Consider the following 21,398-nt stretch of genomic DNA (forward strand, 5'->3'; position numbering starts at 1 on the left):
GCCGACCGTCATGCCCGGGCTTGTCCAGGGCATCCACGTTCTCGCTCCCCTGGGTCAAGACGTGGATGGCCGGGACAAGCCCGGCCATGACGGATCGTTGCACGCGGGCAACCCTAATCCCCTGCCCTTAACCGATACCCGATCCCCGTTTCCGTCAGTACATATTGCGGCCGTTCCGGATCGGCTTCGATCTTCTGCCGGAGCTGGCGGACATAGACGCGCAGATATTGCGCGTCGGTCAGCTCGTCCCATAACTCCCTCAGCAGGAAGCGGTGGGTGAGCACCTTGCCGGCGTGCTGCACCAGCACACGCAGGAGGTCATATTCCTTCGGCGACAGTTTGACGTCGCGCTCGCCGACCCTGACGACCCGGCGCACCAGATCGACCGAGAGATCGCCGGCACGAAACACCGGCCGTTCGCCCTGGATCTGAAGCTGGTGCCGCAGCGCGGCGCGCAGGCGCGCCAGCAGCTCGTCCATGCCGAACGGCTTTGTCAGATAATCGTCGGCCCCGAGATCGAGCGCCTCCACCTTGCCGGCTTCGTCGCCACGGCTCGACAGTACCACGATCGGCACAGCTTCATTGCGGGCGCGGATGGTGCGCAGCAGCTCGTGGCCCTGAATGTCAGGCAGGCCGAGATCGAGGATGATCAGCGCGGGACCCTCGCTGAGCTTCTCCAGCGCGGTCTTGCCGTTCGACGCCTCCAGGATCTCATAGCCTTGCGTCGAGAGCCCCATCCGCAGCAATTTGCGGATCGGCGGCTCGTCGTCGATGACCAGCACCTTGATCGGGGCTGCGCTCATGCGGCGGTATCCAATGCGTGGGTCCGGGCCGGAATGGGCAGACGGATGGTCAGAACCGCGCCGCTCCGGTCGCTGCGATTCGCGGCCGAGATCGTGCCACGCATCGCCTCGACGAAGCCGCGGGAGATGGCGAGCCCGAGCCCGGTACCGGGACGGACATGATCGCCCTTCCGCGCGCGATAAAACTTGTCGAACACGCTCTCGAGCTCCTCGGACGGAATACCCTCGCCCTCATCGGTAATCTGGAGCACCACATGATCGCCGTCGCGCCGGCTGCGAATCGAGACCGTCGCGTGGGGCGGCGAATATTTGGCGGCGTTGTCGAGCAGGTTGAACAGCACCTGCTCGAACAGCACCGCATCGAGCTGGAGCATGGGAAGGTCTGCGGCCGACTCCAGCTCCACCTTGTGGGCGGTGAGGATCTTGGCTGCCCGCCGGAGCGCGCTGCCGACGATCTCTCCGAGATCGTGCAACGCAGCGTTGGGCACGATGGCGCCGGATTCGAGCTTGGTCATGTCAAGCAGATTGGCAATGAAGCGGTTGAGCCGTTCGGATTCGTCGATCACGGTGGCGAGCAGGTCGCGCTTCTCGGTGTCGGAGAGCGCGCTGGCGAGATCGCGCATGGTCGAGGCCGCACCCAGCACGGATGCGAGCGGCGTCTTCAGGTCGTGCGAAATCGACGTCAACAATGCGGAACGCAGCCGCTCGGATTCGACGGAGCGCTTGACGCGATCGACGTCCTCGACCAGCAGCACGCGCTCGATTGCCAGCGCACCCTGGTCGACCAGCGCATCGAGCAGCCGGCGCTGGTCCGGCGTCAGCAAGGGACCGGTGCGGTCGTTGTCGATCCCGATGACCCCGATCGGGCCGCGCCCGGTGCGCATCGGCAGGAATAGCCGTTTTGCACCAGGCAGCGTGTCCGAGCCGCGGCCTGCAGGCCGGTCATTGCTCCAGGCCCAGTTGGCGGCCGCAAGGTCGGCCTGATCGAGATCGTCCTCGGGCGGATAGCCCGACTTCACCGTGAGCAGCCCTTCGTCCGGCAACAGCAGCACCACGCGGACTTTCAGCATCAGCGCGATCTGGTAGGCGGTCGCCCACAGCACGTCGTCGAGCGTGCCGGTGCCGGCGAGCTTGCGGCTGAAAGCATAGAGCTGCTCGGTGGTCCGGATGCGGCCGATCGCAGCATCAGCCTGGGTGCGGACCCGCCCCGCCACATTCGACACCACGAACGCAATCAGCATGAAGAAAAAGAACGCCGCGACATTGGTCGGATCGGTAATGGTGAAGGTATAGACCGGCGGCAGGAAGAAGAAATTGTAGGCGAGGGACGCCGCGACACTCGCAAGCAACGACGGCCACAATCCGTAGCGCACGGCAACCGTCACCACGGCGGTCAGAAACATCAGGTCGACGTTCTCAATGCCGAAATACGGCTTGATCGCCACGGCGGCAGCGAGGCCAAGCGCGGTGATCCCGACCGCCTTCAGATAGGGCCGCCCATCGAACGGGTCCGATCGCGTTGCGGTCTGTACCGCCGTCTTCGGCGGCGGCTCGTTCGTGAATTCGTCGCCAGGGATGACATGCACGCTGATGTTACCGGCGCGGCGCACCAGATCGTGCACGACGGAGCCGCGCGTCATCTCGAACCAGAGCGAGCGCGTGGACTTTCCGATCACGATCTGGGTGACGTTGTTGCCCTGCGCGAAGTTGACCACGTCGTCGGCGAGGCGGCGGCCGACGCCCGGAATCGTCAGTGCCTCGCCGCCGAGCGATTCCGCGAGCCGCAGCGTATCGGCGAGCCGGTCGCGCTCCTCATCGGACATTTGCAGGGACCGCCGCGTCTCGATCGACACCGCGATAAACGGCGCGTGCAGCCGGTCGGCCAGCCGCTTGGTGTAACGCACGAGGCTGGCCGCGCGCGGATCTTCGCTGATGCAGACGAGGATGCGCTCGCCTGCGGCCCAGGGACCGGCGATCGCGTTCGCCTGCATGTGGCTGAGTAGCTGCTCGTCGACCCGTTCGGCCGTGCGCCGCAGCGCGAGTTCACGCAGCGCGGTCAGGTTGCCCGGCGAGAAATAATGCTCCAGCGCCCGCTCGGCCTGCCTGGGGACATAGACCTTGCCTTCCTTCAGGCGCTGGATCAGGTCGTCGGGCGTGAGGTCGATCAGCTCGATGGCGTCTGCGCGGTCGAACACCGAATCCGGCACGGTCTCGCGCACCCGCACATGGGTGATCTGCGCGACAACGTCGTTCAGGCTCTCGATGTGCTGGATATTGACGGCGGTGTAGACGTCGATGCCGTGGGACAGCAGCTCCTCGACATCGAGATGGCGTTTTGGATGGCGACAAAGGGGAGCATTGGTGTGGGCGAGCTCGTCGACCAGCGCGATTTTCGGGCGGCGCGCGATCACGGCGTCGAGATCCATTTCTTCGACAATCTGGCCGCGGTAGTCGAGCTTCTTGCGCGGGATCACTTCCAGCCCACGCACCAGCGCCTCTGTCTCGGCCCGGCCATGGGTCTCGACGAAGCCGACCACGAGGTCGATGCCGGCCTTGCGCTTGGCGTGGGCGCTTTGCAGCATCTCGTAGGTCTTGCCGACGCCGGGAGCGGCGCCGACGAAGATTTTCAGCTTGCCGCTCACGCCCTCCTCCCGGCGCGCGGCCTCCAGCAGCGCCTCGGGCGAAGGACGTTGTTCGGGATCGCGGCGCTCTCGGACCATCAGATCAATATAATCATCCGCGCGGACCTAGCCTAGACTACTTCGTGGCACGATCGAGCGCGAGATTCAGAGTCAGCACGTTGACCCGGGGCTCGCCGATCAGGCCGAGCAGGCGGCCCTGGGTGTTGGAAGCCACCAGTTGCTTGACCTGATCCTCCGGCACGTTTCGCGCCTTCGCGACGCGCGGCACCTGGAATTGCGCCGCTTCCGGCGAGATATCCGGATCGAGGCCACTGGCTGAGGTCGTCACGAGGTCGACCGGCACGGCGGCATTCGGATTCTCGCCCCTGAGCTTGTCCACGTCTTCCTGCAGCCGGTCGGCCAGCGCCTTGCTGGTCGGGCCGAGATTTGAGCCACCCGAATTCGCGGCGTTGTAGGGCGCCGGTACCGTCTTGGTCGAATCGTTCGGATTCGGCGCCACCGTCGCCGAGGGACGGCCGTGGAAATATTTGTCGTCCTTGAACTCCTGCCCGATCAGGGCGGAGCCGACCACCTTGCCGTCGCGCTCGATCAGGCTGCCCTGCGCCTGCGCGGGGAAGATCGCGCCGGCAATAGCGGTCATCGCGAGCGGATAGGCTAAGCCAGTGATGGCGGTGAGCACCAGCAGCAGGACGATGGCGGGGCGGATTTCTCTGAGCATGTGTTTCTCCTATTTCTTTCGTCATTGCGAGGGGCGAAGCGACGAAGCAATCCAGTCTCTCAGCCGCGGCAAGAATTCTGGATTGCTTCGCTTCGCTCGCAATGACGGGGTTAGGCCAAATGCAAAGCGGTCACCACGAGGTCGATCGCCTTGATGCCGATGAAGGGAATGACGATTCCGCCGAGGCCGTAGATCAGCAGGTTGCGCCGGAGCAGTGCGCCGGCCCCGACCGCGCGATAGGCGACGCCCTTCAGCGCCAGCGGGATCAGCGCGATGATAACAAGCGCGTTGAAGATGATCGCCGACATGATGGCGCTCTGCGGACTCGACAGATTCATGATGTTGAGCACATTGAGCTGGGGGTAGAACGCCAGGAACATCGCCGGGATTATCGCGAAATATTTCGCGACGTCGTTGGCGATCGAGAATGTAGTCAGCGCGCCGCGCGTCATCAGGAGCTGCTTGCCGATCTCGACCACCTCGATCAGCTTGGTCGGATTGGAGTCGAGGTCGACCATGTTGCCGGCCTCGCGAGCCGCCTGGGTGCCCGTGTTCATGGCGACACCGACATCTGCCTGCGCGAGCGCCGGCGCATCGTTGGTGCCGTCGCCGCACATCGCCACCAACTTACCCTTGGCCTGCTCGTCGCGGATCAGCTTGAGCTTGTCCTCGGGAGTTGCCTGCGCCAGGAAGTCGTCGACGCCGGCTTCCGCTGCAATCGCGGCCGCCGTCATGGGATTGTCGCCGGTAATCATGACGGTGCGGATGCCCATGCGTCGCAGCTCGGCAAAGCGCTCGCGGATACCGCCCTTGACGATGTCCTTGAGCTGGATGATGCCGAGCAGCTTGCCGTCCCGGGCGACCGCCAGCGGCGTGCCGCCGGCCTTCGATATGTCGTCGGCGATGGTCTGAATCTCGCGGCCGATGTCCGAGAGCCCGGCGGGCTGGATGGAACGAGCCGTGTTGCCGGAGGCGACCACCAGCGGTCCACCGCCACCGACATAGTTGAGGATCGCATCGACCGCGCCCTTACGCACCGACGAGCCGCCGGCGTCGACGCCGCTCATGCGGGTCAGCGCCGTGAACGGGATGAAGGTGGCTCCCAACTCGGCCATGTCGCGGCCACGGATACTGTATTTTTCCTTGGCCAGCACCACGATCGAACGGCCCTCCGGGGTCTCGTCGGCGAGCGAGGCGAGCTGGGCCGCGTCCGCGAGCTCCTGCTCGGTGACCCCGCGCACCGGGCGAAAGGAGGTCGCCTGGCGGTTGCCGAGCGTGATCGTTCCGGTCTTGTCGAGCAGTAGCGTGTCGACGTCTCCGGCGGCCTCGACCGCACGGCCGGACATCGCCAGCACGTTGAAGCGGACCAGACGGTCCATGCCGGCGATGCCGATCGCCGACAGCAGTGCGCCGATCGTGGTCGGGATCAGCGTCACGAACAGCGCGACCAGCACAACCACCGAGATCGAGCCGCCGGCATAGGCCGCGTAGCTCGGGATGGTGACGGTGGCGAACACGAAGATGATGGTGAGGCCCGCCAGCAGGATGTTGAGCGCGATCTCGTTCGGAGTCTTCGCCCGCTCGGCGCCCTCGACCAGCTTGATCATACGGTCGATGAAGGTCGAGCCCTGCGCTGCCGTGATCCGCACGCGAAACCAGTCGGACAGCACCTGGGTGCCGCCGGTCACCGCCGAACGGTCGCCACCGGATTCGCGGATCACGGGTGCGGACTCGCCGGTGATGGCGGCCTCGTTGACGGACGCGACGCCCTCGATCACCTCGCCATCGGAGGGAATGGTATCGCCGGCCTCGACCAGCACGATGTCGCCGACCTTGAGGCTGGTGCCGGGCACCAACTTGAAGGTGCGGTCAGAGCCGGTCAGTAGCTTGGCCTGGCTCTCGGTGCGGGTCTTGCGCAGCGATTCCGCCTGCGCCTTGCCGCGGCCTTCGGCCACCGCTTCGGCGAAGTTGGCAAACAGCACCGTGAACCAGAGCCAGACGATGATCTGGAAGGTGAAGCCGAGATTCTCACCGGCGGTGAGGAGATCGCGCAGGAAGATCACAGTGGTGAGCGCGGCCACGATCTCGACCACAAACATCACCGGATTCTTGATCATCAAGCGCGGATCGAGCTTGATGAAGGACGCGCGGATCGCAGGCACGACGATCTTGGGATCGAGCATCGCCGAGACGGACGCGCGTTTTTGCAGGTTCGTGGTATCCATGGAGGTCCCTCCAAACAATCAGAAGGCGGTCGATCAGAACACTAGTCGTTCAGAACACTTGGCCGGCGTTCATCGCGAGATGCTCGACGATGGGGCCGAGGGCGAGGGCCGGGAAGAAGGTGAGGCCGCCGATGATCAGGATCACGCCGACGACGAGGCCGACGAACAGCCCGCCCGTGGTCGGGAGGGTGCCCGCGGACGGCGGGATCGATTTCTTGGCGGCCAGCGAACCCGCGATCGCCATCGCCGGAATGATCATGAAGAAGCGGCCGACGAACATCGCGCTTGCGAGCGTGAGATTGTAGAAGAAGGTGTTGCCGGTAAGGCCCGCGAATGCCGAGCCGTTGTTGCCGGTCGCCGAGGTGAAGGCATAGAGCACCTCGGTGAAGCCATGCGGCCCGGCATTCGCCATCGAGGCGACCGCCGCCGGATAGACCACGCCGACCGCGGTCCATCCCAGATACATCAGCGGCAGCACCAGGATCGCGAGCATCGCCATCTTCACTTCGCGCGCCTCGATCTTCTTGCCGACATACTCCGGCGTGCGGCCGACCATCAGGCCTGCCACGAAGATCGCGAGCACGACGAACAGCAGCATGCCATAAAGGCCGGCGCCGACGCCGCCGACGATGATTTCGCCGAGCTGCATATTGATCAGGGGAATCATGCCGCCGAGCGCCGTGAAGCTGTCATGCATGGCGTTGACCGCGCCACAGGAGGCGGCCGTCGTGATCACGGCGAACAGGGAGGACGCGATGATGCCGAAGCGAACCTCCTTGCCTTCCATGTTGCCGCCGGTCAGGCCGAGCGCGTGCAGGGTCGAAGTACCGTTGGCCTCCGCCCAATAGGTGATGACGACACCGGCGACGAACAGCACGCCCATCACGGACAGGATCGACCAGCCCTGGCGCTCGTTGCCGACCATGCGACCGAACACGTTGGTCAGCGCCGCACCTAGCACGAAGATCGACAGCATCTGAATGAAATTGGACAGCGCGGTCGGATTTTCGAACGGATGCGCCGCATTGGCGTTGAAGAAGCCGCCGCCATTGGTGCCGAGCATCTTGATCGCGACCTGGGAGGCGACCGGGCCGACCGCGATGGTTTGCTTGGCACCCTCGAGCGTGGTGGCCTCGACATAGTCACCGAGCGTCTGCGGGATGCCCTGCCAGACCAGGAACAGCGTATAGACAATACCGATTGGCAACAGCACATAGAGGCTGCAGCGGGTGACGTCGACCCAAAAATTTCCGACGGTGCGCGCCGACGCGCGCGAGAAGCCGCGGATCAGGGCGACCGCCAGCGCGATGCCGGTTGCCGCCGACAAGAAGTTCTGGTGCGTCAAGCCGAGCATCTGCACGAGATAGGACAGCGTGCTCTCTCCACCGTAATTCTGCCAGTTGGTGTTGGTGATGAAGGAGATCGCGGTGTTGAAGGAGAGATCCGCGGCGACAGCGCTTTGGCCGGCCGGATTGAACGGCAGGACGGCCTGCAACCGCATCACGCCGTAGATGATGAGGAAGCCGCCGACATGGAACAACAGCATGGCGACCGTATAGGTCAGCCAATGCTGCTCGCGCTTCTCGTCGACGCCGGAGAACCGGTAGATGCCGGCCTCGATCGGACGCAGCACCGGAGACAGGAAGGTCCGCTCGCCGTTGAACACGCGCGTCATGTACCAGCCGAGCGGTTTTGTGAGCGCGACGGTGATGACGCAAAAGAGAATGATCTGGAGCCAACCGATCATAGTCATGACATCAACCCTTCAGGCTTCGTGAGCACGGTCAGAACCGCTCGGGCCGCAGCAGCGCGTAAGTGAGGTAGAACAGGAGGCCGAGCGAAACGGCGCCGGCGAGCGAATAATCGAAGATCATGGCCGCTCCTTCAAAGCCGTTCGCAGGCGTAGGTGTAGCCAATCGCAAGGGCGAAGAAGCCGAAGCCCAGCGCCAGCATCAGAATGTCCATCATGGAGATACTCCTCGTTGCGCCATTGATTTGGACGCAATCGTTTCTCGGGAGACCCGGTCGGCGCGTGAAAGGAAATGCCAGTGCATTTCCACCGCGCCCACCGGGACCTTTGACCGTGCTGAAGTGCCACCCCAGGCATAGGTTTTCGAGACGAGGGCCGTGGCGAAGTTATAGGAATCTCATAAAAGGCCGAGGCTGGCCTGGTCGGACAACGCTCGCGAGGCACATCACATCGTCGTCCCGGCGAAGGCGGAGAATGGCGCGCGACCGCCCCCATCCCGCACTTATGAAATCCCTATATCTCCCGCCCCGCCCCCATCTCGTTTTCAAATGCCGTTTTGGCCATCTTGGAGAGGCCGGCCGACTGACCGACGCCACCTCCAGGAGGCCTGACATGACCACCGCCGCTCTCCGACACTACGATCCACCGTCACTTGGCAACCGCTTGCGCAATGCGCAGGTGATGACGCAACCGTTGATGCTCGAGATCATCGACAAGGCGTGTCGGCACTTCCCTTCGCTCGGACAGATCGAGCCCACCGCGCGCGTCACGCGCCTGATCGAAGCAGAAGCCTGGGCCGATGCCGCGCTGGCGCTGATGGAGCTGGAGCTGCCGCTCTGGCAAGTCCGCCGCATCGCCTATGACGAGGGTGAATGGCATTGCGCTCTCTCGCGCGAGCGCGAATTGCCGGACTGGCTCGACGCCGCGGTCGAGGCGCGCCACTCCGATCTCGCGCTCGCACTGCTGTCGGCTTTCATCGAGGGTCGGGCATTGGCCCTGGAAGTTTCGCGTCCGAGTGTTCCCGCTGTTCGCCCCGCGCCTGACCCGCTCTACGAGCCGGTAGGCTGCGAAAATTTCGGCTAGTGGGCGCGGTCCTGACGCTCGTCATCACACTCGTGGCGCGCGGGCTCGGAGCATAAACCGTCACGCCCATCGACCGCGAATTGACCATGGCTGCCTACGGGGCGAGCAACCGGCTCCGCAGCGCGGTCGCGACGCCCGGCTGAGGGCACGTCTCCCGCACCAAAAACACTCGGCCGATCTGGCGCAGTTTCACGGAACCGTGTAGATCGGTTTCATGAGCATCAGCAACGTCAACGTGGTCGCCCATCCCCTGGTCCAGCACAAGCTCTCCCTGATGCGGGAGAAGGACCGCTCGACCAAGAGCTTTCGCGAAATCCTGAACGAGATCGGGATGCTGCTCGGCTACGAGGTGACGCGCGACCTGCCGCTGGAGCTGGTCGAGATCGAGACGCCGATTGCGCCGATGCGGGCGCCCAAGATCGCCGGCAAGAAGCTCACGCTGGCGCCGATCCTGCGCGCCGGCGTCGGCTTCCTCGACGGCATGCTGGCGTTGATGCCCTCGGCGCGCATCGCTCATATCGGGCTCTACCGCGATCCTGAGACGTTGCAGGCCGTGGAGTATTACTTCAAGGCGCCGCAGGACCTGTCGGACCGCACCGTGATCCTGATGGATCCGATGCTGGCGACCGGCAATTCGGCCTGCGCCGGCGCCTCGCTGCTGAAGGCGCGCGGCGCCCGCGACATCCGCTTCGTCTGCCTTCTGGCGGCGCCTGAGGGCATCGCGCAGTTCCAGAGCGAGCATCCGGACGTGCCGGTCTGGACCGCCGCGATCGACGAGCGGCTCAACGACCACGGCTACATCGTGCCGGGGCTGGGCGACGCCGGCGACCGGATGTTCGGCACCAAGTAGACAGGTGCGCGCGATCGGGTTAGTTCGATTGCCATGGGCGCCAACGAATTTTCGCTGCAATCGCTGATCCGGGCCGAGGCCGCCGCCGATCCCGCCTTCGTGTTCGACGGCACGCCGGTCTCGCGCGCGGAGTTCTCGGAAAAGATCGAGCAGACCGCCGCTTGGCTTGCCGCGCAGGGTATCGGCAAGGGCGACGTCGTTGCGGTCTGGCTGGTCAACCGAATCGAATGGATCGCACTGCTGTTCGCCGCCGCCCGGCGTGGGGCAATCGTCGCCGCCGTCAATACACGCTACCGCAGCGCGGAGGTCGCGCATCTCCTGAAGCTGTCCGGCGCCCGTGTGATGGTGATCGAAGCCGCGTTCCGCTCGATCGACTTTGCCGCTATTCTCGCCGACGTCGCCAAGGACGAGGTGCCCGCGCTACGAGAACTCGCGGTGGTCGGCGCGGATGAGATTCCCGCCCAATGGCCATGCGTACGTTTCGACGCCTTCGACAAGCCTTATCCGCCGGCTACGCCGGAGGAGGAGGACGTCGATCTGCCTCTGCTGCTCTACACGACGTCGGGCACCACCAAGGGACCGAAGCTTGTCGCGCATTCACAGCGAACATTGGCCACGCACGCCGCCGCCGTTGCCAAGGCGCTCAAACTCTCGCCGCAGCGCCATGCGCTGCTGGCGATGCTGCCGTTCTGCGGCACTTTTGGCATGACGAGCTTGCTCGGCTTCGTCGCAGCGGGCGCGGCCGTCCATGCGCTCGACGCCTTCGAGGCCGCGCCGGCGCTGAAGATTCTCCGCAAGTGCGGGATCACGCACGCCTTTGGTTCCGACGAGATGTTCCGCCGCATCCTCGCCCTCACCGACGCGCCGCATCCATTTCCGCATGTCGAGGCATGCGGCTTTGCCGCGTTCCAGCCCGGCTGGCGCGAGCTTGCGGCGGAGGCCGAAGCGCGCGGTATGCCGTTGCACGGCCTCTACGGTTCGAGCGAGGTGCAGGCGCTGTTCTCGATCGCACGCTCGAGTGATGGCTTCGCCGATCGCATCGAGGGCGGCGGCTGGCCGATGTCGCCGGAGGCCAAGGTCCGGGTGCGCGACACCGAGACCGGCGAACCCGCCCCTCGCGGCGTCTCCGGCGAGATCGAGATCCGTGCGCCATCACTCTTTCTCGGCTACTACAACAATCCCGACGCGACGCGCGACGCCTTCACCGCGGACGGCTTCTTCCGCACCGGCGATATCGGCCAGCTGCGCGGCGACGGCTCGTTCGTCTACGAAACCCGCGCGGGCGACGCCATGCGGCTCGGCGGCTTCCTGGTTGCGCCCGGCGAGATCGAGGACGAACTCAAATCGTGCGCTGGCGTGGCCGACGCCCAGGTCGTCGCGGTCGATCTGAAGGGAAACGCCCGCTGCGTTGCCTTCGTGATCCCCTCCCAGCAACCCCACGAGCCGCCGCGGCAGGACGCGTTGATCGCCCGCCTGCGCGAGCGGCTCGCCGGCTACAAGGTCCCGGCGCGGATCTATGTCGTGGAGGCCTTCCCCGTCACCGACAGCGCCAACGGCGTCAAGATCCAGCGCGCCCGGCTTCGGGCCATGGCGATGGAGCGGATCGCGGCCGAATAGCTCTGCCGTAGCGCGTCGCGGTGATCGGGCGCGAATATCGCGGCGCCCGGCAATGGTACGTGTTCGAGCTTAGTATGACTTGGCCAGTCCAAGCACCTTTTCCGCAATGAAGCTCAGCGCAAGCTGCGGGCTGACCGGCGCGATGCGCGGAATCAGAACTTCACGCAAGTAACGCTCGACGTGAAACTCCTTGGCATAGCCAAAACCGCCATGGGTCATCACCGCCTGCTCGCAGGCGTGATATCCGGCCTCACCCGCAATGTATTTCGCGGCATTGGCGGCGCCACCGCAAGGCATGCCCTTGTCGTATTGCCAGGCCGCCGACATCACCATCAACCAGGCCGCCTCGAGCTCGACCCAGTTTACAGCCAGCGGATGCTGAATGCCCTGGTTCTTGCCGATCGGCCGGTTGAACACCACGCGGGTCTTGGCGTATTCGGTCGCGCGCGACAGCGCGAGCTTGCCGAGGCCGACGGCTTCCGCTGCGATCAGGATGCGCTCCGGGTTCATGCCTTCGAGGATATACTGGAAGCCTTTGCCTTCTTCGCCGATCCGGTCTTCCATGGGGATCTCGAAATCCTCGAAGAACAGCTCGTTGGAATCGACGGCCTTGCGGCCCATCTTCTCGATCTCGTGGACCTTGATCCTGTTGCGGTCGAAGTCCGTATAGAACAGGCTCAGCCCATGCGTCGGCGAGCGCACGTCCTCCAGCGGCGTGGTGCGCGCCAGCAGCAGGATCTTGTGCGCGACCTGCGCGGTGGAGATCCACACCTTCTGGCCGTTGACGATATAGCGGTCGTTCTTGGCCACCGCTCGGGTCTTGAGCTGGGTGGTGTTGAGGCCGGTGTTAGGCTCAGTCACGGCAAAGCAGGCCTTCTCGCGGCCCTCGACCATCGGCGGCAGCATGCGCTTGCGCTGTTCCTCGGTGCCGAACACAACCACTGGATTGAGACCGAACACGTTGATGTGCACCGCGGAGGCGCCGGACATGCCGGCGCCGGATTCCGCGATGGCGCGCATCATGATCGCGGCTTCGGTGATGCCGAGGCCGGAGCCGCCATATTCCTCCGGCACGCAGATGCCGAGCCAGCCGGCGTCCGCCATGGCCTTGTGAAAGTCGTGCGGGAAACCGCCGTCGTGGTCCTTCTTCAACCAATAGGCATCGGGAAAGTCTTCGCAAACCTTTGCGACGGCGTCGCGAATGGCTTCCTGCTGAGCGGTGAGCGCGAAATCCATATTCTTGATCTCCTTCTTGGGAGAAGCGACCGCGCAATCTCCCCCTCGTCGCGTTCCCCACGCGAAGGCCGTGGCGGATTGGTGCGCCCGAACGTGCCTTCGCTTGCGTTCTTTAACTTGAAAAGCAGGGTACAGATACGTGAATTTCCCTATCAACTGTGTGTAGCATGCATAGGGTCATGCGGCGCGAGGATGCGAGCGCGCCGTTATTTCGCAGGGAGGAAACCGCGATGGCCGGACTTTATTTCGAGGAGTTTTCGGTGGGCCAGGAGTTCAGGCATCCCCTGACGCGGACCGTCACGGAGATGGACAACACCCTGTTCAGCCTGCTGACGCTCAATCCGCAGCCGCTGCACATCGACGCACATTTTTCGGCCCAGACCGAGTTCGGCCAGCGCATTTTCAACAGCCTTTACACCCTCGGCATCATGATCGGCATGACGGTCTATGATACGACCATGGGGACCACCGTTGCCAATCTCGGCATGACGGACGTCACTTTTCCGAAACCGGTCTTCCATGGCGATACGCTGCGGGCGACGACAAAGGTGCTTTCGTTGCGGGAATCCAAATCGCGCCCCAAGGCGGGCATCGTCGAGTTCGAGCACCACGCTCTCAACCAGAACGATGAGATCGTCGGCAAATGCCGCCGCATGGCGATGATGCACAAGAGGCCGGTCTGATGCGTTCGATGCTGTTCGTGCCGGGCGACTCCCCGCGCAAATTCGAGAAGGCCAGCGAAGGCAACGCCGACGCGCTGATCATCGATCTCGAAGATTCCGTCGTCACCGACAAGAAGCCGGAGGCGCGCGGGTTGACGCTGACGATGCTGAAGGGCCGCAACAAGCCCCACCAGCTCTATGTCCGCGTCAACGCGCTCGACACCGGCATGACGCTCGCCGACCTTGCCGCGGTGATTCCGGGCCAGCCCGACGGCATCGTGCTGCCGAAATCGCAGGGCGGCGACGACGTGCGACAGGTCGCGACCTGGCTGGAAGCTTTGGAAGCTGCGGCTGGTATCGCCATTGGCTCAACACGCATCGTCTGCGTCGCGACCGAAACCGCAGCTTCGATCTTCGGGCTCGGCAGCTACAAGGGCTGCTCTCCTCGCCTCGCGGGCCTGATGTGGGGCGCGGAAGATCTCTCGGCCTCGCTCGGCGCGACTGAGAAAGCGGCGGGCGGCGTGTTCCACAGCCCTTATCGTCTGGCCCGCGATCTCTGCCTGATGGCGGCCGCCGCGGCCGAGGTCGCGCCGATCGACACCGTCTTTACCGACATCGACAATCTCACCGGACTCGAACAGGAAACGCGCGCGGCGCGGCGTGACGGTTTTTCGGCGAAAGCGCTGATCCATCCCAAGCACGTCGACGTGGTCAACGCGGCGTTCGAGCCGACCGAGGCCGAGCGCAATTGGGCCGAGAAGGTGATCGCGGCGTTCGCGAGCAATCCGAACTCCGGCACGCTGCGCCTCGACGGCCAGATGATCGACAAGCCGCATCTTCGCGCCGCAAAGAAGATCCTCGGCCAGAGTTAGATCAGGACGCCGCGCTGCGACAGATGGGATCGAAGCCACTCTCAGCGTCGTCGTGGCCGGGCTTGTCCCGGCGATCCACGGGCTTCCACGCAACCGGCACCCAAAACGTGGATGCCCGGGACAAGCCCGGGCATGACGAAGCGAAAACGTCCGGCCCCTCACTTTCCGCAGGCGGGGAGAGGGGAGCGTTAGACGATCTTGATCGACATATCCGGCAAGCCGTCGAGCTTGCACAACAGCACGTCGCCCTTCACGACCGGGCCGACATTCTCCGGCGTGCCGGAATAGATGATGTCGCCGGCCTTGAGCTCGAACGCTTCCGACAGTTTTGCGATCTGCTCGGCCACGCTCCAGATCATCTTGCTGAGATCCGAGTTCTGCTTCACCGTCCCGTTGATCGCCAGCGAGATGGCGCCCTTGTCGAAATGCCCGGTCTTGCTGGCCGGGTGGATCGGACCGATCACCGCGGCGTGGTCAAAGCTCTTGCCGATCTCCCACGGCTTCTTCTCCGCGGCCATGCCGTTCTGGAGATCGCGCCGGGTCATGTCGAGGCCGAGCGCATAACCATAGACATGGTCGAGCGCCTTCTCGGCCGGGATGTTGCTGCCGCCGGATTTCAACGCGGCGACCAGTTCGACCTCGTGGTGATAGTTCTTGGTCAGCGACGGATAGGGATGATCGGCGACCTCGCCCACAGCGACGTTCTGGATCGCGTCGGTCGGCTTCTGGAAGAAGAACGGCGGCTCGCGGTTCGGGTCCGAGCCGCGCTCGATCGCGTGCGCCGCATAGTTGCGCCCGATGCAGTAGATGCGGCGGACCTGGAACACCTGGGTTTCGCCGACGATCGGGATGGTGACCATCGGCACCGGAAAGATCGGCTTCGGCCCTGCCTGCGCCGCGGCCGGCGCAACTTCCGCGATTGAGGCAGCACTTGCCGCCGCGGCAATTGCGAGCAGCTCCCGTCGCGTTGCTGATGTCTCTTTCATGGTTGTGCTCCCTTTTTATGTTCGTTGGGCGCATCATGCGCGCCGAGCCGCCTGATAATCAATATTCAGTATGCCAGCAATGCTGGACCGGCAGGTCGTCTAATTGAGAACAGGCCGGCTGCAGCCGAGCCTTCCGAAACCCGCTCCCTTTCGCCCTAGCATGGAACTTGCATAAATTCTGGGCGACATGGACGCCGCATGAACCTCATCAGCCTCGATATCCGCATGCTCCGGTCGCTGATCTCCGTGGTCGAGACCGGCAGCATCACCGAGACCGCGCGGCGGCTGGGCCGCACTCAGCCGGCGATCACTCTGCAATTGCAGCGGCTGGAGGAGCTCACCGGCAAGCAATTGTTCGAGCATGTCGGGCGCCGGCTCACGCTGAGCGAGGACGGCACCACGGTTCTCACCTACGCCAAATCCATCCTGAGGTTGCATGACGAATTGATTTCGCAGCTGGCGTCACAGGAGATCGAGGGTCAGGTCGTGCTCGGCACGCCCGACCTCTATGCCGCCTTCATGCTGCCGCAGATCCTCAGCGTGTTCCGAAAATCATTCCCGCGCGTCCAGGTCGAGCTCAATTGCGCGCTCTCGACGCCGCTGGTGGGCCTCGTCAAGCGCGGCGATGTCGACATCGCGCTCGTCACCCGCATGAACGATTTTACGGGCGGCCAGGTGGTACGGCGCGAGCAACTGGTCTGGATGACCGGCGAGCAGTCCTCCGCGCACCAGGAACGGCCTATCCCGCTGGCGTTGCTGCCGCCCGGCAACATCTATCGCGACTACGCGATTGACACGCTGGAACGTGCGAATCTGCGCTGGCGCATCGCCTGCGTCAGCGAAAGCGTCGGCGGCCTCCAGGCGGCGGCCTTCGCCGGCATGGCCGTGACCGTACTCGGCCGCAGCGCGCTGGTGCCGGCGATGCGCGAGATCGGCCCGAACGAGGGCCTGCCGCCGCTGCCGAAGATCGAGCTGCTGCTTTACAAGTCGAGCGGCGCGACCTCGAAGGCGGCGACCGCCTTGCACGACTATCTCGCGCACTATCTGCGCCTCGACGAGGAGCTCAGCGGCCGCGGCGAGCCGATCGAGCTGGGATAAAGCCATCCGGACGTTCGCGCAGCGGTCGTCCCAAACTGCGTCCCGGGTCCACGATCGCAGACAAAGAGCGACCGGCTTGCTGCGGTGATATCCTCTTTGATTGGCCTAGCGAACGAGGCGGTTGCTTCCTGCATTGGCATTGCGCGGCTCGGTTGCTGGAGCCACTCGGACGAGGACCGTGAGCGGTGTGCCGTTGCGCAGCAGAGCGAGCTTCACCTCGTCGCCGACCCGCGCAAGACCAATGGTATTGCGCAGCTGCGCGGCGGTGCGGATCGGGCGGCCCTCCGCCGTGGTGACAATGTCGCCCTTGTGCAGGCCAGCCTTCTCGGCCGGCGAATCCGCGGCAACTTCGGCGATGAGCGCGCCTTCGGTGCGTCCCTTGTTGACGGACGGGTGGAGGTCCTTCAGCGAAATGCCGATGCGACCGCGCTCGACCCTGCCGGTGGCGATGATCTGCTCCATCACCTTGCGCGCCATGTTGACGGGAATGGCAAAGCCAATACCGACATTGCCGCCAGCGGGCGAGATGATGGCCGAATTTATGCCGACCAGTCCGCCCTGCAGGCTGACCAGCGCGCCGCCGGAATTGCCGGGATTGATAGCGGCGTCGGTCTGAATGAAGTCTTCATAACCCTGCTTGCCGAGGCCGGTTCGGCCTAGGGCGCTGACGAGGCCCGACGTCACCGTCTGGCCGAGGCCGAAGGGATTGCCGATCGCGAGCACGAAGTCCCCGACTTCCAGTGCGTCGCTGTCACCGAGGGGAAGCGCCTTCAGTCCGGTCGGATTCTGGATCTGGAGCACGGCGACGTCCGTCGGCGAGTCGCGGCCGACGACCTTTGCGGAAAACTGCCGGCCGTCCTTGGTCGTGATCTGGAGGGCGGAGGTGCCTTCGACCACGTGGTTGTTGGTCAGCACGTAGCCGCTCCGGGCATCGACGATCACGCCGGAGCCGGTCGCGCTGACTTCCTTCTCGATCTGCCTCGGAACGTCGAAGAATTCGCGGAACAGCGGGTCACGATAGAGCGGATTGTCCTCGCGTACCCGGCCGTGCACCGAGATGTTGACCACCGCCGGCGTCACCTGCCGAACCAGAGGCGCCAAAGTCGGCACCGAGCCGCCCGGCTTCAGATCGGGGATCTGGCCTGCGGCGGGATGTGACGCCGTCAGTATCAGCACCAGCAACGCAAGCGAGAACGAACGCATAGCAATCGTCTTCATGACCAGTCGCATCGTCTGAGATTGAAATCAGAGAGCCGCTTCACGTTTGTCTGGCGGCACGTCGAGCCAGCCTTGCAAGGCTAGAAATGGAATGGCCCAGGCCGCGGAGACCTGGCCGACCAGCACCAGAGCAAGAACGGCCTGCGTGAGCATCACGCGCCTCGCCGTTCTGCGGCGGCCCAAGGCCGCCGCAAGCGCATCGGGACGCCGCCGCCGCGCGGCGGGTCGTCGTCGTCATTGTCGCCGTCGAGCCGGCGCAGGGCCGCGAGAATATCGGCGAGCCGAATCGTACGGTTCATGCCGGGAATTTCACGCAAAGCGGGACAGGATTCGACGGCGTACATGTCGGACGCCCATGACGACAGAATGATCCGCTTCTCCGGCGTGGAGAGCTCCTTTGCATTCAGGACATCCGCGGGCGAACCGTAGTGAACCGCGGGATGAAACAGCGGGTTGAGATTTCCGGAATTCGTATTCACGTTTGTCATCGGTTGGGCCTCCCCTGACGCTCCTTTCGAAGGGATGGATGTGCTGATGATCGAATGGCCGTTCTCTCATGCATGTGGGAGCGCGGCGCGCATATCTGAGCGCCGCGTTCCACCATTCCCCTCGATCGAGCGCTTAGGCTGCTTTCTTCTGCTCGATCTGAGTTGCAGGAGAGGCCGCGCCCGCGATCTGGATCCGGCGCGGCTTCATCGCTTCCGGAACCTCACGGACGAGGTCGATGATCAAGAGGCCGTCCTGGAAGGACGCCTGCTTCACCTGGACATAATCGGCCAGGTTGAACACGCGCCGGAACGGCCGTGCGGCGATACCCTGGTACAGATATTCGCCCGTCGCACCTTCGGGCTTCTTGCCCTCGACGGTCAGCGCATTCTGTTCGGCCGTCACCGTGATATCGTTGACGCCAAAGCCCGCCACAGCGAGGCTGATCCGGTAGTGATCTTCGCCGGAGCGTTCGATGTTATAGGGGGGATAGTTGTCTTCGCTCGCCTGGCGCAGCGCGCTGTCGACGAGACCCGCCAGATGATCGAAGCCGACGGTGGAGCGCCACAGGGGCGCGAAGTCAAACGTGGTCCTCATAACCAAGTCCTCCAAAGAGCAAGATGGATACGAAGGAGCGCAGGACAGGGTTTTAGACGGGTCCAAAGACACCGGCCCGGCGCCCGCTCCGGGCCCCTCGCGGGCACCCGGCACACCGCTCTCGCGGCGAAAATGACTTAGAAGAACGCAAGTCGACTTCAAGAGGGCCCCTCGAAAAATTTTTCGGGCGCAGAGGCCGACCGGCAGGACGCGGCCGGCCCGCTCCAGGCCGGGTTCGGCTCACGCCTTCGCGCGGGCACGATCCGGTTCGCGCAACGCCAGCTGCGGCCAGAACGCCGCCCATGGCTGGGCCGCTTCGAACGCAGCGGCGATGCGGAAGATCGTGGGCTCGTCGAGCCAGGGAGCGACGATCTGCAAGCCGATCGGCAGCCCATCGCGATCGAAGCCGCAGGGCAGCGTCGCGGCCGGAAGGCCGGCGAGATTGATCGGCCAGGTGAAGGGCGACCAGCCGAGATGCGGATCGACATTGCCGCCGTCGATCGTGTCGACGCCGAGGCGGCCGGCCTCGAACGCGGTCACCGCGACGGTCGGCGTCACCAGCGCATCGACGCGCTCGAACAGCTTCAGGAAGCTGCTGCGAGCCTGGGCGCGGCGATACCCTGCTTCGATATAGTCCGTGCCGCTGTAGCGCCTGCCGGCACTGATGACGTCAAGATAATCTGCTTCGGAGCTGGCGAGATCGGCCGTGGTCTTGCTCGAGACCGCGCCCGCCTGTTCGGTAAAGGCGATCGGCTTCAGCGTGTGCTCCAGGATCCCGGGATCGAGGCCCGGACCATCCATGGTGACCTGCGCGCCGCAGGCATCGAGAATGGCCAGCGCCTTGCCGAACGCCGCGCGCACATCGGGGCTGACCGCGGCGTAGCCGAGATCGACGCTGGCGCCGATGCGAATGCCGTTCAACGGCGCGGCCTTCGTATCGAACCGACGCGCCGCCACCGGCAGGCTCGCGGGATCGCGCAGATCGTAAGCAGCGATGATCTCCAGCGTCAGCGCGGCATCCGCGACCGTGCGCGTAATCGGCCCGGTATGCGCGAGCGAGCCCCAGGACGGTGGCGAGAAGCCGGGCGAACGGGGCACCAGGCCAAAGGTCGGCTTCAGGCCAAACACACCGCAGAAGGACGAGGGCACGCGGATCGAGCCGACCCCATCGGTTCCGATCGCGATCGGACCGCAGCCGGCGGCAACGCCCGCCGCCGCGCCGCCGCTCGATCCGCCACTGGTGCGACCCGGGTTCCAGGGATTGCGCGTGGTGCCGGTGACCGGGCTGTCCGCCGTCAACTTGTAACCGGACTCGCAGGTCGTGGTCTTGCAGGTGACGATCGCACCCGCTTCCTTCAGCGCTGAGACAACCGCCGCGTCGACATCGGGCACGAACGCCTTGTTCATCGGTGAGCCGCCATAGGCCGGCACGCCCGCGACAAAGACCAGGTCCTTGATCGTGACGGGGACACCGGCGAGCGCTCCCTTGGTCTCGCCGGCGCGCATCTCCCTGGTGAGACGGTCGGCCTCCGCCCTCGCCTGCCCGTACATCGGCGTCACCACCGCGTTGCAGGCCTCGTTCGTCGCCTCCAGTGCGGCAATGGTGTCGTCGACGACATCGCGCGGAGTGAACGCCTTGCGCCGGTAGCCGGCCAGGATCTCGGTTGCGGAAAGCGAGCCAAGGCCAGTCGGCACCGGCGGGAAGGCCGTTCGGCCGGAACCATCAGTCATCATCAACCCTAAAAGAGCTAGCTGAGCGCCGCGTCGACGGCGCGCTTGGCCATGACCGTGACGAGATGTGCACGGTAGTCGGCTTCGGCGTGGATATCGGAGGTGAGACCGTCGGTGTCGATCCTGATCGCCGCGATCGCGGACGGATCGAAATTTCGCGACAGTGCTTCTTCCATCGGGGGAACGCGGAATACGCCGGAGCCCGCGCCGGTCACGGCCACGCGAACACCATCGGCGAATTTCGCGACGAACACGCCGACCAGCGCATAGCGCGACGCCGGCGCCTTGAACTTGGCGTAGCCCGCCCTGAGCGGCACGGGAAAGCGGATCGCCGTGATGATCTCGCCAGGTTCAAGCGCGGTCTCGAACAGACCACGGAAGAACCCGTCGGCCGCGATCTCGCGCGTGCTGGTGACGACGGTCGCGCCCAATCCGAGCACACCTGCCGGATAATCGGCCGACGGATCGTTGTTCGCGACGGAGCCACCGATAGTGCCGCGGATGCGTACGGCGGGATCGCCGATCATCGAGGCCAGCGCGGCGAGACCCGGGATCTTCGTCTGCACCAGCTTCGAGGCTGTCACCATGGCATGTGGCGTCATTGCACCGATGGTGATGGTGCCGCCGTCGTTGGTGATGCCCTTCAGATCTCCGAGCCTCGACAGGTCGACTAGGGCTGGCGGACTGGCGAGCCGCTGCTTCAGCGTCGGGATCAGCGTCATGCCGCCGGCGAGGAGCTTGCTGTCTTCGATCGAGGTCAGCAGTTTGGCAGCGTCGGGAATCCGGTCCGGCTGGTGATAGGCAAACGGCTTCATTGTCATCCT

The 21,398-nt window shown here is 64.7% G+C and carries 20 protein-coding genes; 6 read left to right on the top strand and 14 right to left on the bottom strand.

Translation table 11 applies throughout. The features are described 5' to 3' along the window. Nucleotides 1–113: 113 nt before the first annotated feature. The 6 genes from ACFQX9_RS13840 to ACFQX9_RS13865 all read right to left on the bottom strand — a co-directional run bounded on the left by ACFQX9_RS13840 (nt 114) and on the right by ACFQX9_RS13865 (nt 8,262). Nucleotides 114–803: a response regulator transcription factor gene (locus ACFQX9_RS13840; protein ID WP_085351914.1), complete on the bottom strand. Its 690-nt coding sequence runs from the start codon at nt 801–803 to the stop codon at nt 114–116. Further along, nucleotides 800–3,523, bottom strand: a complete 2,724-nt coding sequence (locus ACFQX9_RS13845) for a sensor histidine kinase KdpD (RefSeq protein ID WP_085351915.1) — start codon at nt 3,521–3,523, stop codon at nt 800–802. The genes ACFQX9_RS13840 and ACFQX9_RS13845 overlap by 4 nt, the downstream gene beginning before the upstream one ends. A 37-nt stretch (nt 3,524–3,560) precedes the next feature. Then, nucleotides 3,561–4,163, bottom strand: a complete 603-nt coding sequence (locus ACFQX9_RS13850) for a K(+)-transporting ATPase subunit C (RefSeq protein WP_018454045.1) — start codon at nt 4,161–4,163, stop codon at nt 3,561–3,563. A gap of 110 nt (nt 4,164–4,273) precedes the next feature. Then, nucleotides 4,274–6,388, bottom strand: coding sequence for a potassium-transporting ATPase subunit KdpB (gene kdpB, locus ACFQX9_RS13855; protein WP_085351916.1), 2,115 nt, complete (start codon nt 6,386–6,388; stop codon nt 4,274–4,276). A 49-nt stretch (nt 6,389–6,437) separates the two neighbouring features. Beyond that, nucleotides 6,438–8,141 carry a potassium-transporting ATPase subunit KdpA gene (gene kdpA, locus ACFQX9_RS13860; RefSeq protein ID WP_085351917.1) on the bottom strand — a complete coding sequence of 568 codons (1,704 nt, stop codon included), beginning with the start codon at nt 8,139–8,141 and terminating at the stop codon, nt 6,438–6,440. 31 nt (nt 8,142–8,172) lie between these two features. After that, nucleotides 8,173–8,262 (bottom strand): K(+)-transporting ATPase subunit F, encoded by a 90-nt coding sequence (locus tag ACFQX9_RS13865; protein WP_018454042.1) that lies wholly within the window; start codon nt 8,260–8,262, stop codon nt 8,173–8,175. A gap of 488 nt (nt 8,263–8,750) precedes the next feature. Here ACFQX9_RS13865 and ACFQX9_RS13870 point away from each other — a divergent pair, with 488 nt between their 5' ends. The 3 genes from ACFQX9_RS13870 to ACFQX9_RS13880 all read left to right on the top strand — a co-directional run bounded on the left by ACFQX9_RS13870 (nt 8,751) and on the right by ACFQX9_RS13880 (nt 11,688). After that, nucleotides 8,751–9,221 (top strand): hypothetical protein, encoded by a 471-nt coding sequence (locus ACFQX9_RS13870; RefSeq protein ID WP_085385317.1) that lies wholly within the window; start codon nt 8,751–8,753, stop codon nt 9,219–9,221. A 214-nt stretch (nt 9,222–9,435) separates the two neighbouring features. Continuing rightward, on the top strand, nt 9,436–10,071 hold the full coding sequence (upp, locus tag ACFQX9_RS13875; RefSeq protein WP_085351919.1) for a uracil phosphoribosyltransferase: 636 nt from the start codon (nt 9,436–9,438) through the stop codon (nt 10,069–10,071). Between the two features lie 33 nt (nt 10,072–10,104). Then, nucleotides 10,105–11,688: an AMP-binding protein gene (locus ACFQX9_RS13880; protein WP_085351920.1), complete on the top strand. Its 1,584-nt coding sequence runs from the start codon at nt 10,105–10,107 to the stop codon at nt 11,686–11,688. A gap of 69 nt (nt 11,689–11,757) precedes the next feature. Here ACFQX9_RS13880 and ACFQX9_RS13885 read toward each other — a convergent pair whose 3' ends face one another. Continuing rightward, on the bottom strand, nt 11,758–12,924 hold the full coding sequence (locus tag ACFQX9_RS13885) for an acyl-CoA dehydrogenase family protein (protein WP_085351921.1): 1,167 nt from the start codon (nt 12,922–12,924) through the stop codon (nt 11,758–11,760). 179 nt (nt 12,925–13,103) lie between these two features. Between ACFQX9_RS13885 and ACFQX9_RS13890 the strand changes: the two genes are divergently transcribed. Continuing rightward, complete coding sequence (locus ACFQX9_RS13890; protein WP_018454038.1) at nt 13,104–13,607, top strand: MaoC/PaaZ C-terminal domain-containing protein; 504 nt, start codon at nt 13,104–13,106, stop codon at nt 13,605–13,607. After that, nucleotides 13,607–14,458 (top strand): CoA ester lyase, encoded by an 852-nt coding sequence (locus tag ACFQX9_RS13895; protein ID WP_026232655.1) that lies wholly within the window; start codon nt 13,607–13,609, stop codon nt 14,456–14,458. Before ACFQX9_RS13890 ends, ACFQX9_RS13895 begins: the two co-directional genes overlap by 1 nt. A gap of 188 nt (nt 14,459–14,646) precedes the next feature. Here ACFQX9_RS13895 and ACFQX9_RS13900 read toward each other — a convergent pair whose 3' ends face one another. After that, the gene (locus tag ACFQX9_RS13900) at nt 14,647–15,444 is read right to left on the bottom strand and encodes a fumarylacetoacetate hydrolase family protein (RefSeq protein ID WP_018454036.1); all 798 of its coding nucleotides are present in this window, start codon (nt 15,442–15,444) and stop codon (nt 14,647–14,649) included. Nucleotides 15,445–15,642: 198 nt separating this feature from the next. Between ACFQX9_RS13900 and ACFQX9_RS13905 the strand changes: the two genes are divergently transcribed. Then, nucleotides 15,643–16,542, top strand: coding sequence for a LysR substrate-binding domain-containing protein (locus ACFQX9_RS13905; RefSeq protein WP_018454035.1), 900 nt, complete (start codon nt 15,643–15,645; stop codon nt 16,540–16,542). 105 nt (nt 16,543–16,647) lie between these two features. Here the strand turns inward: ACFQX9_RS13905 and ACFQX9_RS13910 are convergent, their stop codons facing one another. The 6 genes from ACFQX9_RS13910 to ACFQX9_RS13935 form a co-directional block, all read right to left on the bottom strand. Continuing rightward, nucleotides 16,648–17,760, bottom strand: a complete 1,113-nt coding sequence (locus ACFQX9_RS13910) for a trypsin-like peptidase domain-containing protein (RefSeq protein ID WP_377788933.1) — start codon at nt 17,758–17,760, stop codon at nt 16,648–16,650. 27 nt (nt 17,761–17,787) lie between these two features. Then, nucleotides 17,788–17,913, bottom strand: a complete 126-nt coding sequence (locus ACFQX9_RS13915) for a hypothetical protein (protein WP_018454033.1) — start codon at nt 17,911–17,913, stop codon at nt 17,788–17,790. Continuing rightward, nucleotides 17,913–18,248, bottom strand: a complete 336-nt coding sequence (locus ACFQX9_RS13920) for a hypothetical protein (protein WP_018454032.1) — start codon at nt 18,246–18,248, stop codon at nt 17,913–17,915. Before ACFQX9_RS13920 ends, ACFQX9_RS13915 begins: the two co-directional genes overlap by 1 nt. 133 nt (nt 18,249–18,381) lie before the next feature. Further along, on the bottom strand, nt 18,382–18,843 hold the full coding sequence (locus tag ACFQX9_RS13925; protein ID WP_018454031.1) for an Hsp20 family protein: 462 nt from the start codon (nt 18,841–18,843) through the stop codon (nt 18,382–18,384). Between the two features lie 240 nt (nt 18,844–19,083). Then, nucleotides 19,084–20,574 (bottom strand): amidase, encoded by a 1,491-nt coding sequence (locus ACFQX9_RS13930; protein ID WP_085352025.1) that lies wholly within the window; start codon nt 20,572–20,574, stop codon nt 19,084–19,086. Between the two features lie 17 nt (nt 20,575–20,591). Beyond that, a complete protein-coding gene (locus ACFQX9_RS13935; RefSeq protein ID WP_085351922.1) occupies nt 20,592–21,389 on the bottom strand; it encodes a xanthine dehydrogenase family protein subunit M in 798 nt (265 codons plus the stop codon). Nucleotides 21,390–21,398: the final 9 nt, after the last annotated feature.

The organism is Bradyrhizobium sp. GCM10028915 (genome assembly GCF_042666195.1).
GTDB classification, from domain to species: domain Bacteria; phylum Pseudomonadota; class Alphaproteobacteria; order Rhizobiales; family Xanthobacteraceae; genus Bradyrhizobium; species Bradyrhizobium canariense_D.

Coding starts and splice junctions, on each gene's coding strand:
- kdpA (WP_085351917.1), bottom strand. CDS start 8,141: ATGACTATGATCGGTTGGCTCCAGATCATTCTCTTTTGCGTCATCACC.
- upp (WP_085351919.1), top strand. CDS start 9,436: ATGAGCATCAGCAACGTCAACGTGGTCGCCCATCCCCTGGTCCAGCAC.
- ACFQX9_RS13885 (WP_085351921.1), bottom strand. CDS start 12,924: ATGGATTTCGCGCTCACCGCTCAGCAGGAAGCCATTCGCGACGCCGTC.
- ACFQX9_RS13910 (WP_377788933.1), bottom strand. CDS start 17,760: ATGAAGACGATTGCTATGCGTTCGTTCTCGCTTGCGTTGCTGGTGCTG.
- ACFQX9_RS13920 (WP_018454032.1), bottom strand. CDS start 18,248: ATGACAAACGTGAATACGAATTCCGGAAATCTCAACCCGCTGTTTCAT.
- ACFQX9_RS13930 (WP_085352025.1), bottom strand. CDS start 20,574: ATGACTGATGGTTCCGGCCGAACGGCCTTCCCGCCGGTGCCGACTGGC.
- ACFQX9_RS13905 (WP_018454035.1), top strand. CDS start 15,643: ATGAACCTCATCAGCCTCGATATCCGCATGCTCCGGTCGCTGATCTCC.
- ACFQX9_RS13900 (WP_018454036.1), bottom strand. CDS start 15,444: ATGAAAGAGACATCAGCAACGCGACGGGAGCTGCTCGCAATTGCCGCG.
- ACFQX9_RS13845 (WP_085351915.1), bottom strand. CDS start 3,523: ATGGTCCGAGAGCGCCGCGATCCCGAACAACGTCCTTCGCCCGAGGCG.
- ACFQX9_RS13865 (WP_018454042.1), bottom strand. CDS start 8,262: ATGATCTTCGATTATTCGCTCGCCGGCGCCGTTTCGCTCGGCCTCCTG.
- ACFQX9_RS13840 (WP_085351914.1), bottom strand. CDS start 803: ATGAGCGCAGCCCCGATCAAGGTGCTGGTCATCGACGACGAGCCGCCG.
- ACFQX9_RS13850 (WP_018454045.1), bottom strand. CDS start 4,163: ATGCTCAGAGAAATCCGCCCCGCCATCGTCCTGCTGCTGGTGCTCACC.
- ACFQX9_RS13935 (WP_085351922.1), bottom strand. CDS start 21,389: ATGAAGCCGTTTGCCTATCACCAGCCGGACCGGATTCCCGACGCTGCC.
- ACFQX9_RS13880 (WP_085351920.1), top strand. CDS start 10,105: ATGGGCGCCAACGAATTTTCGCTGCAATCGCTGATCCGGGCCGAGGCC.
- kdpB (WP_085351916.1), bottom strand. CDS start 6,388: ATGGATACCACGAACCTGCAAAAACGCGCGTCCGTCTCGGCGATGCTC.
- ACFQX9_RS13925 (WP_018454031.1), bottom strand. CDS start 18,843: ATGAGGACCACGTTTGACTTCGCGCCCCTGTGGCGCTCCACCGTCGGC.
- ACFQX9_RS13870 (WP_085385317.1), top strand. CDS start 8,751: ATGACCACCGCCGCTCTCCGACACTACGATCCACCGTCACTTGGCAAC.
- ACFQX9_RS13895 (WP_026232655.1), top strand. CDS start 13,607: ATGCGTTCGATGCTGTTCGTGCCGGGCGACTCCCCGCGCAAATTCGAG.
- ACFQX9_RS13915 (WP_018454033.1), bottom strand. CDS start 17,913: ATGCTCACGCAGGCCGTTCTTGCTCTGGTGCTGGTCGGCCAGGTCTCC.
- ACFQX9_RS13890 (WP_018454038.1), top strand. CDS start 13,104: ATGCGGCGCGAGGATGCGAGCGCGCCGTTATTTCGCAGGGAGGAAACC.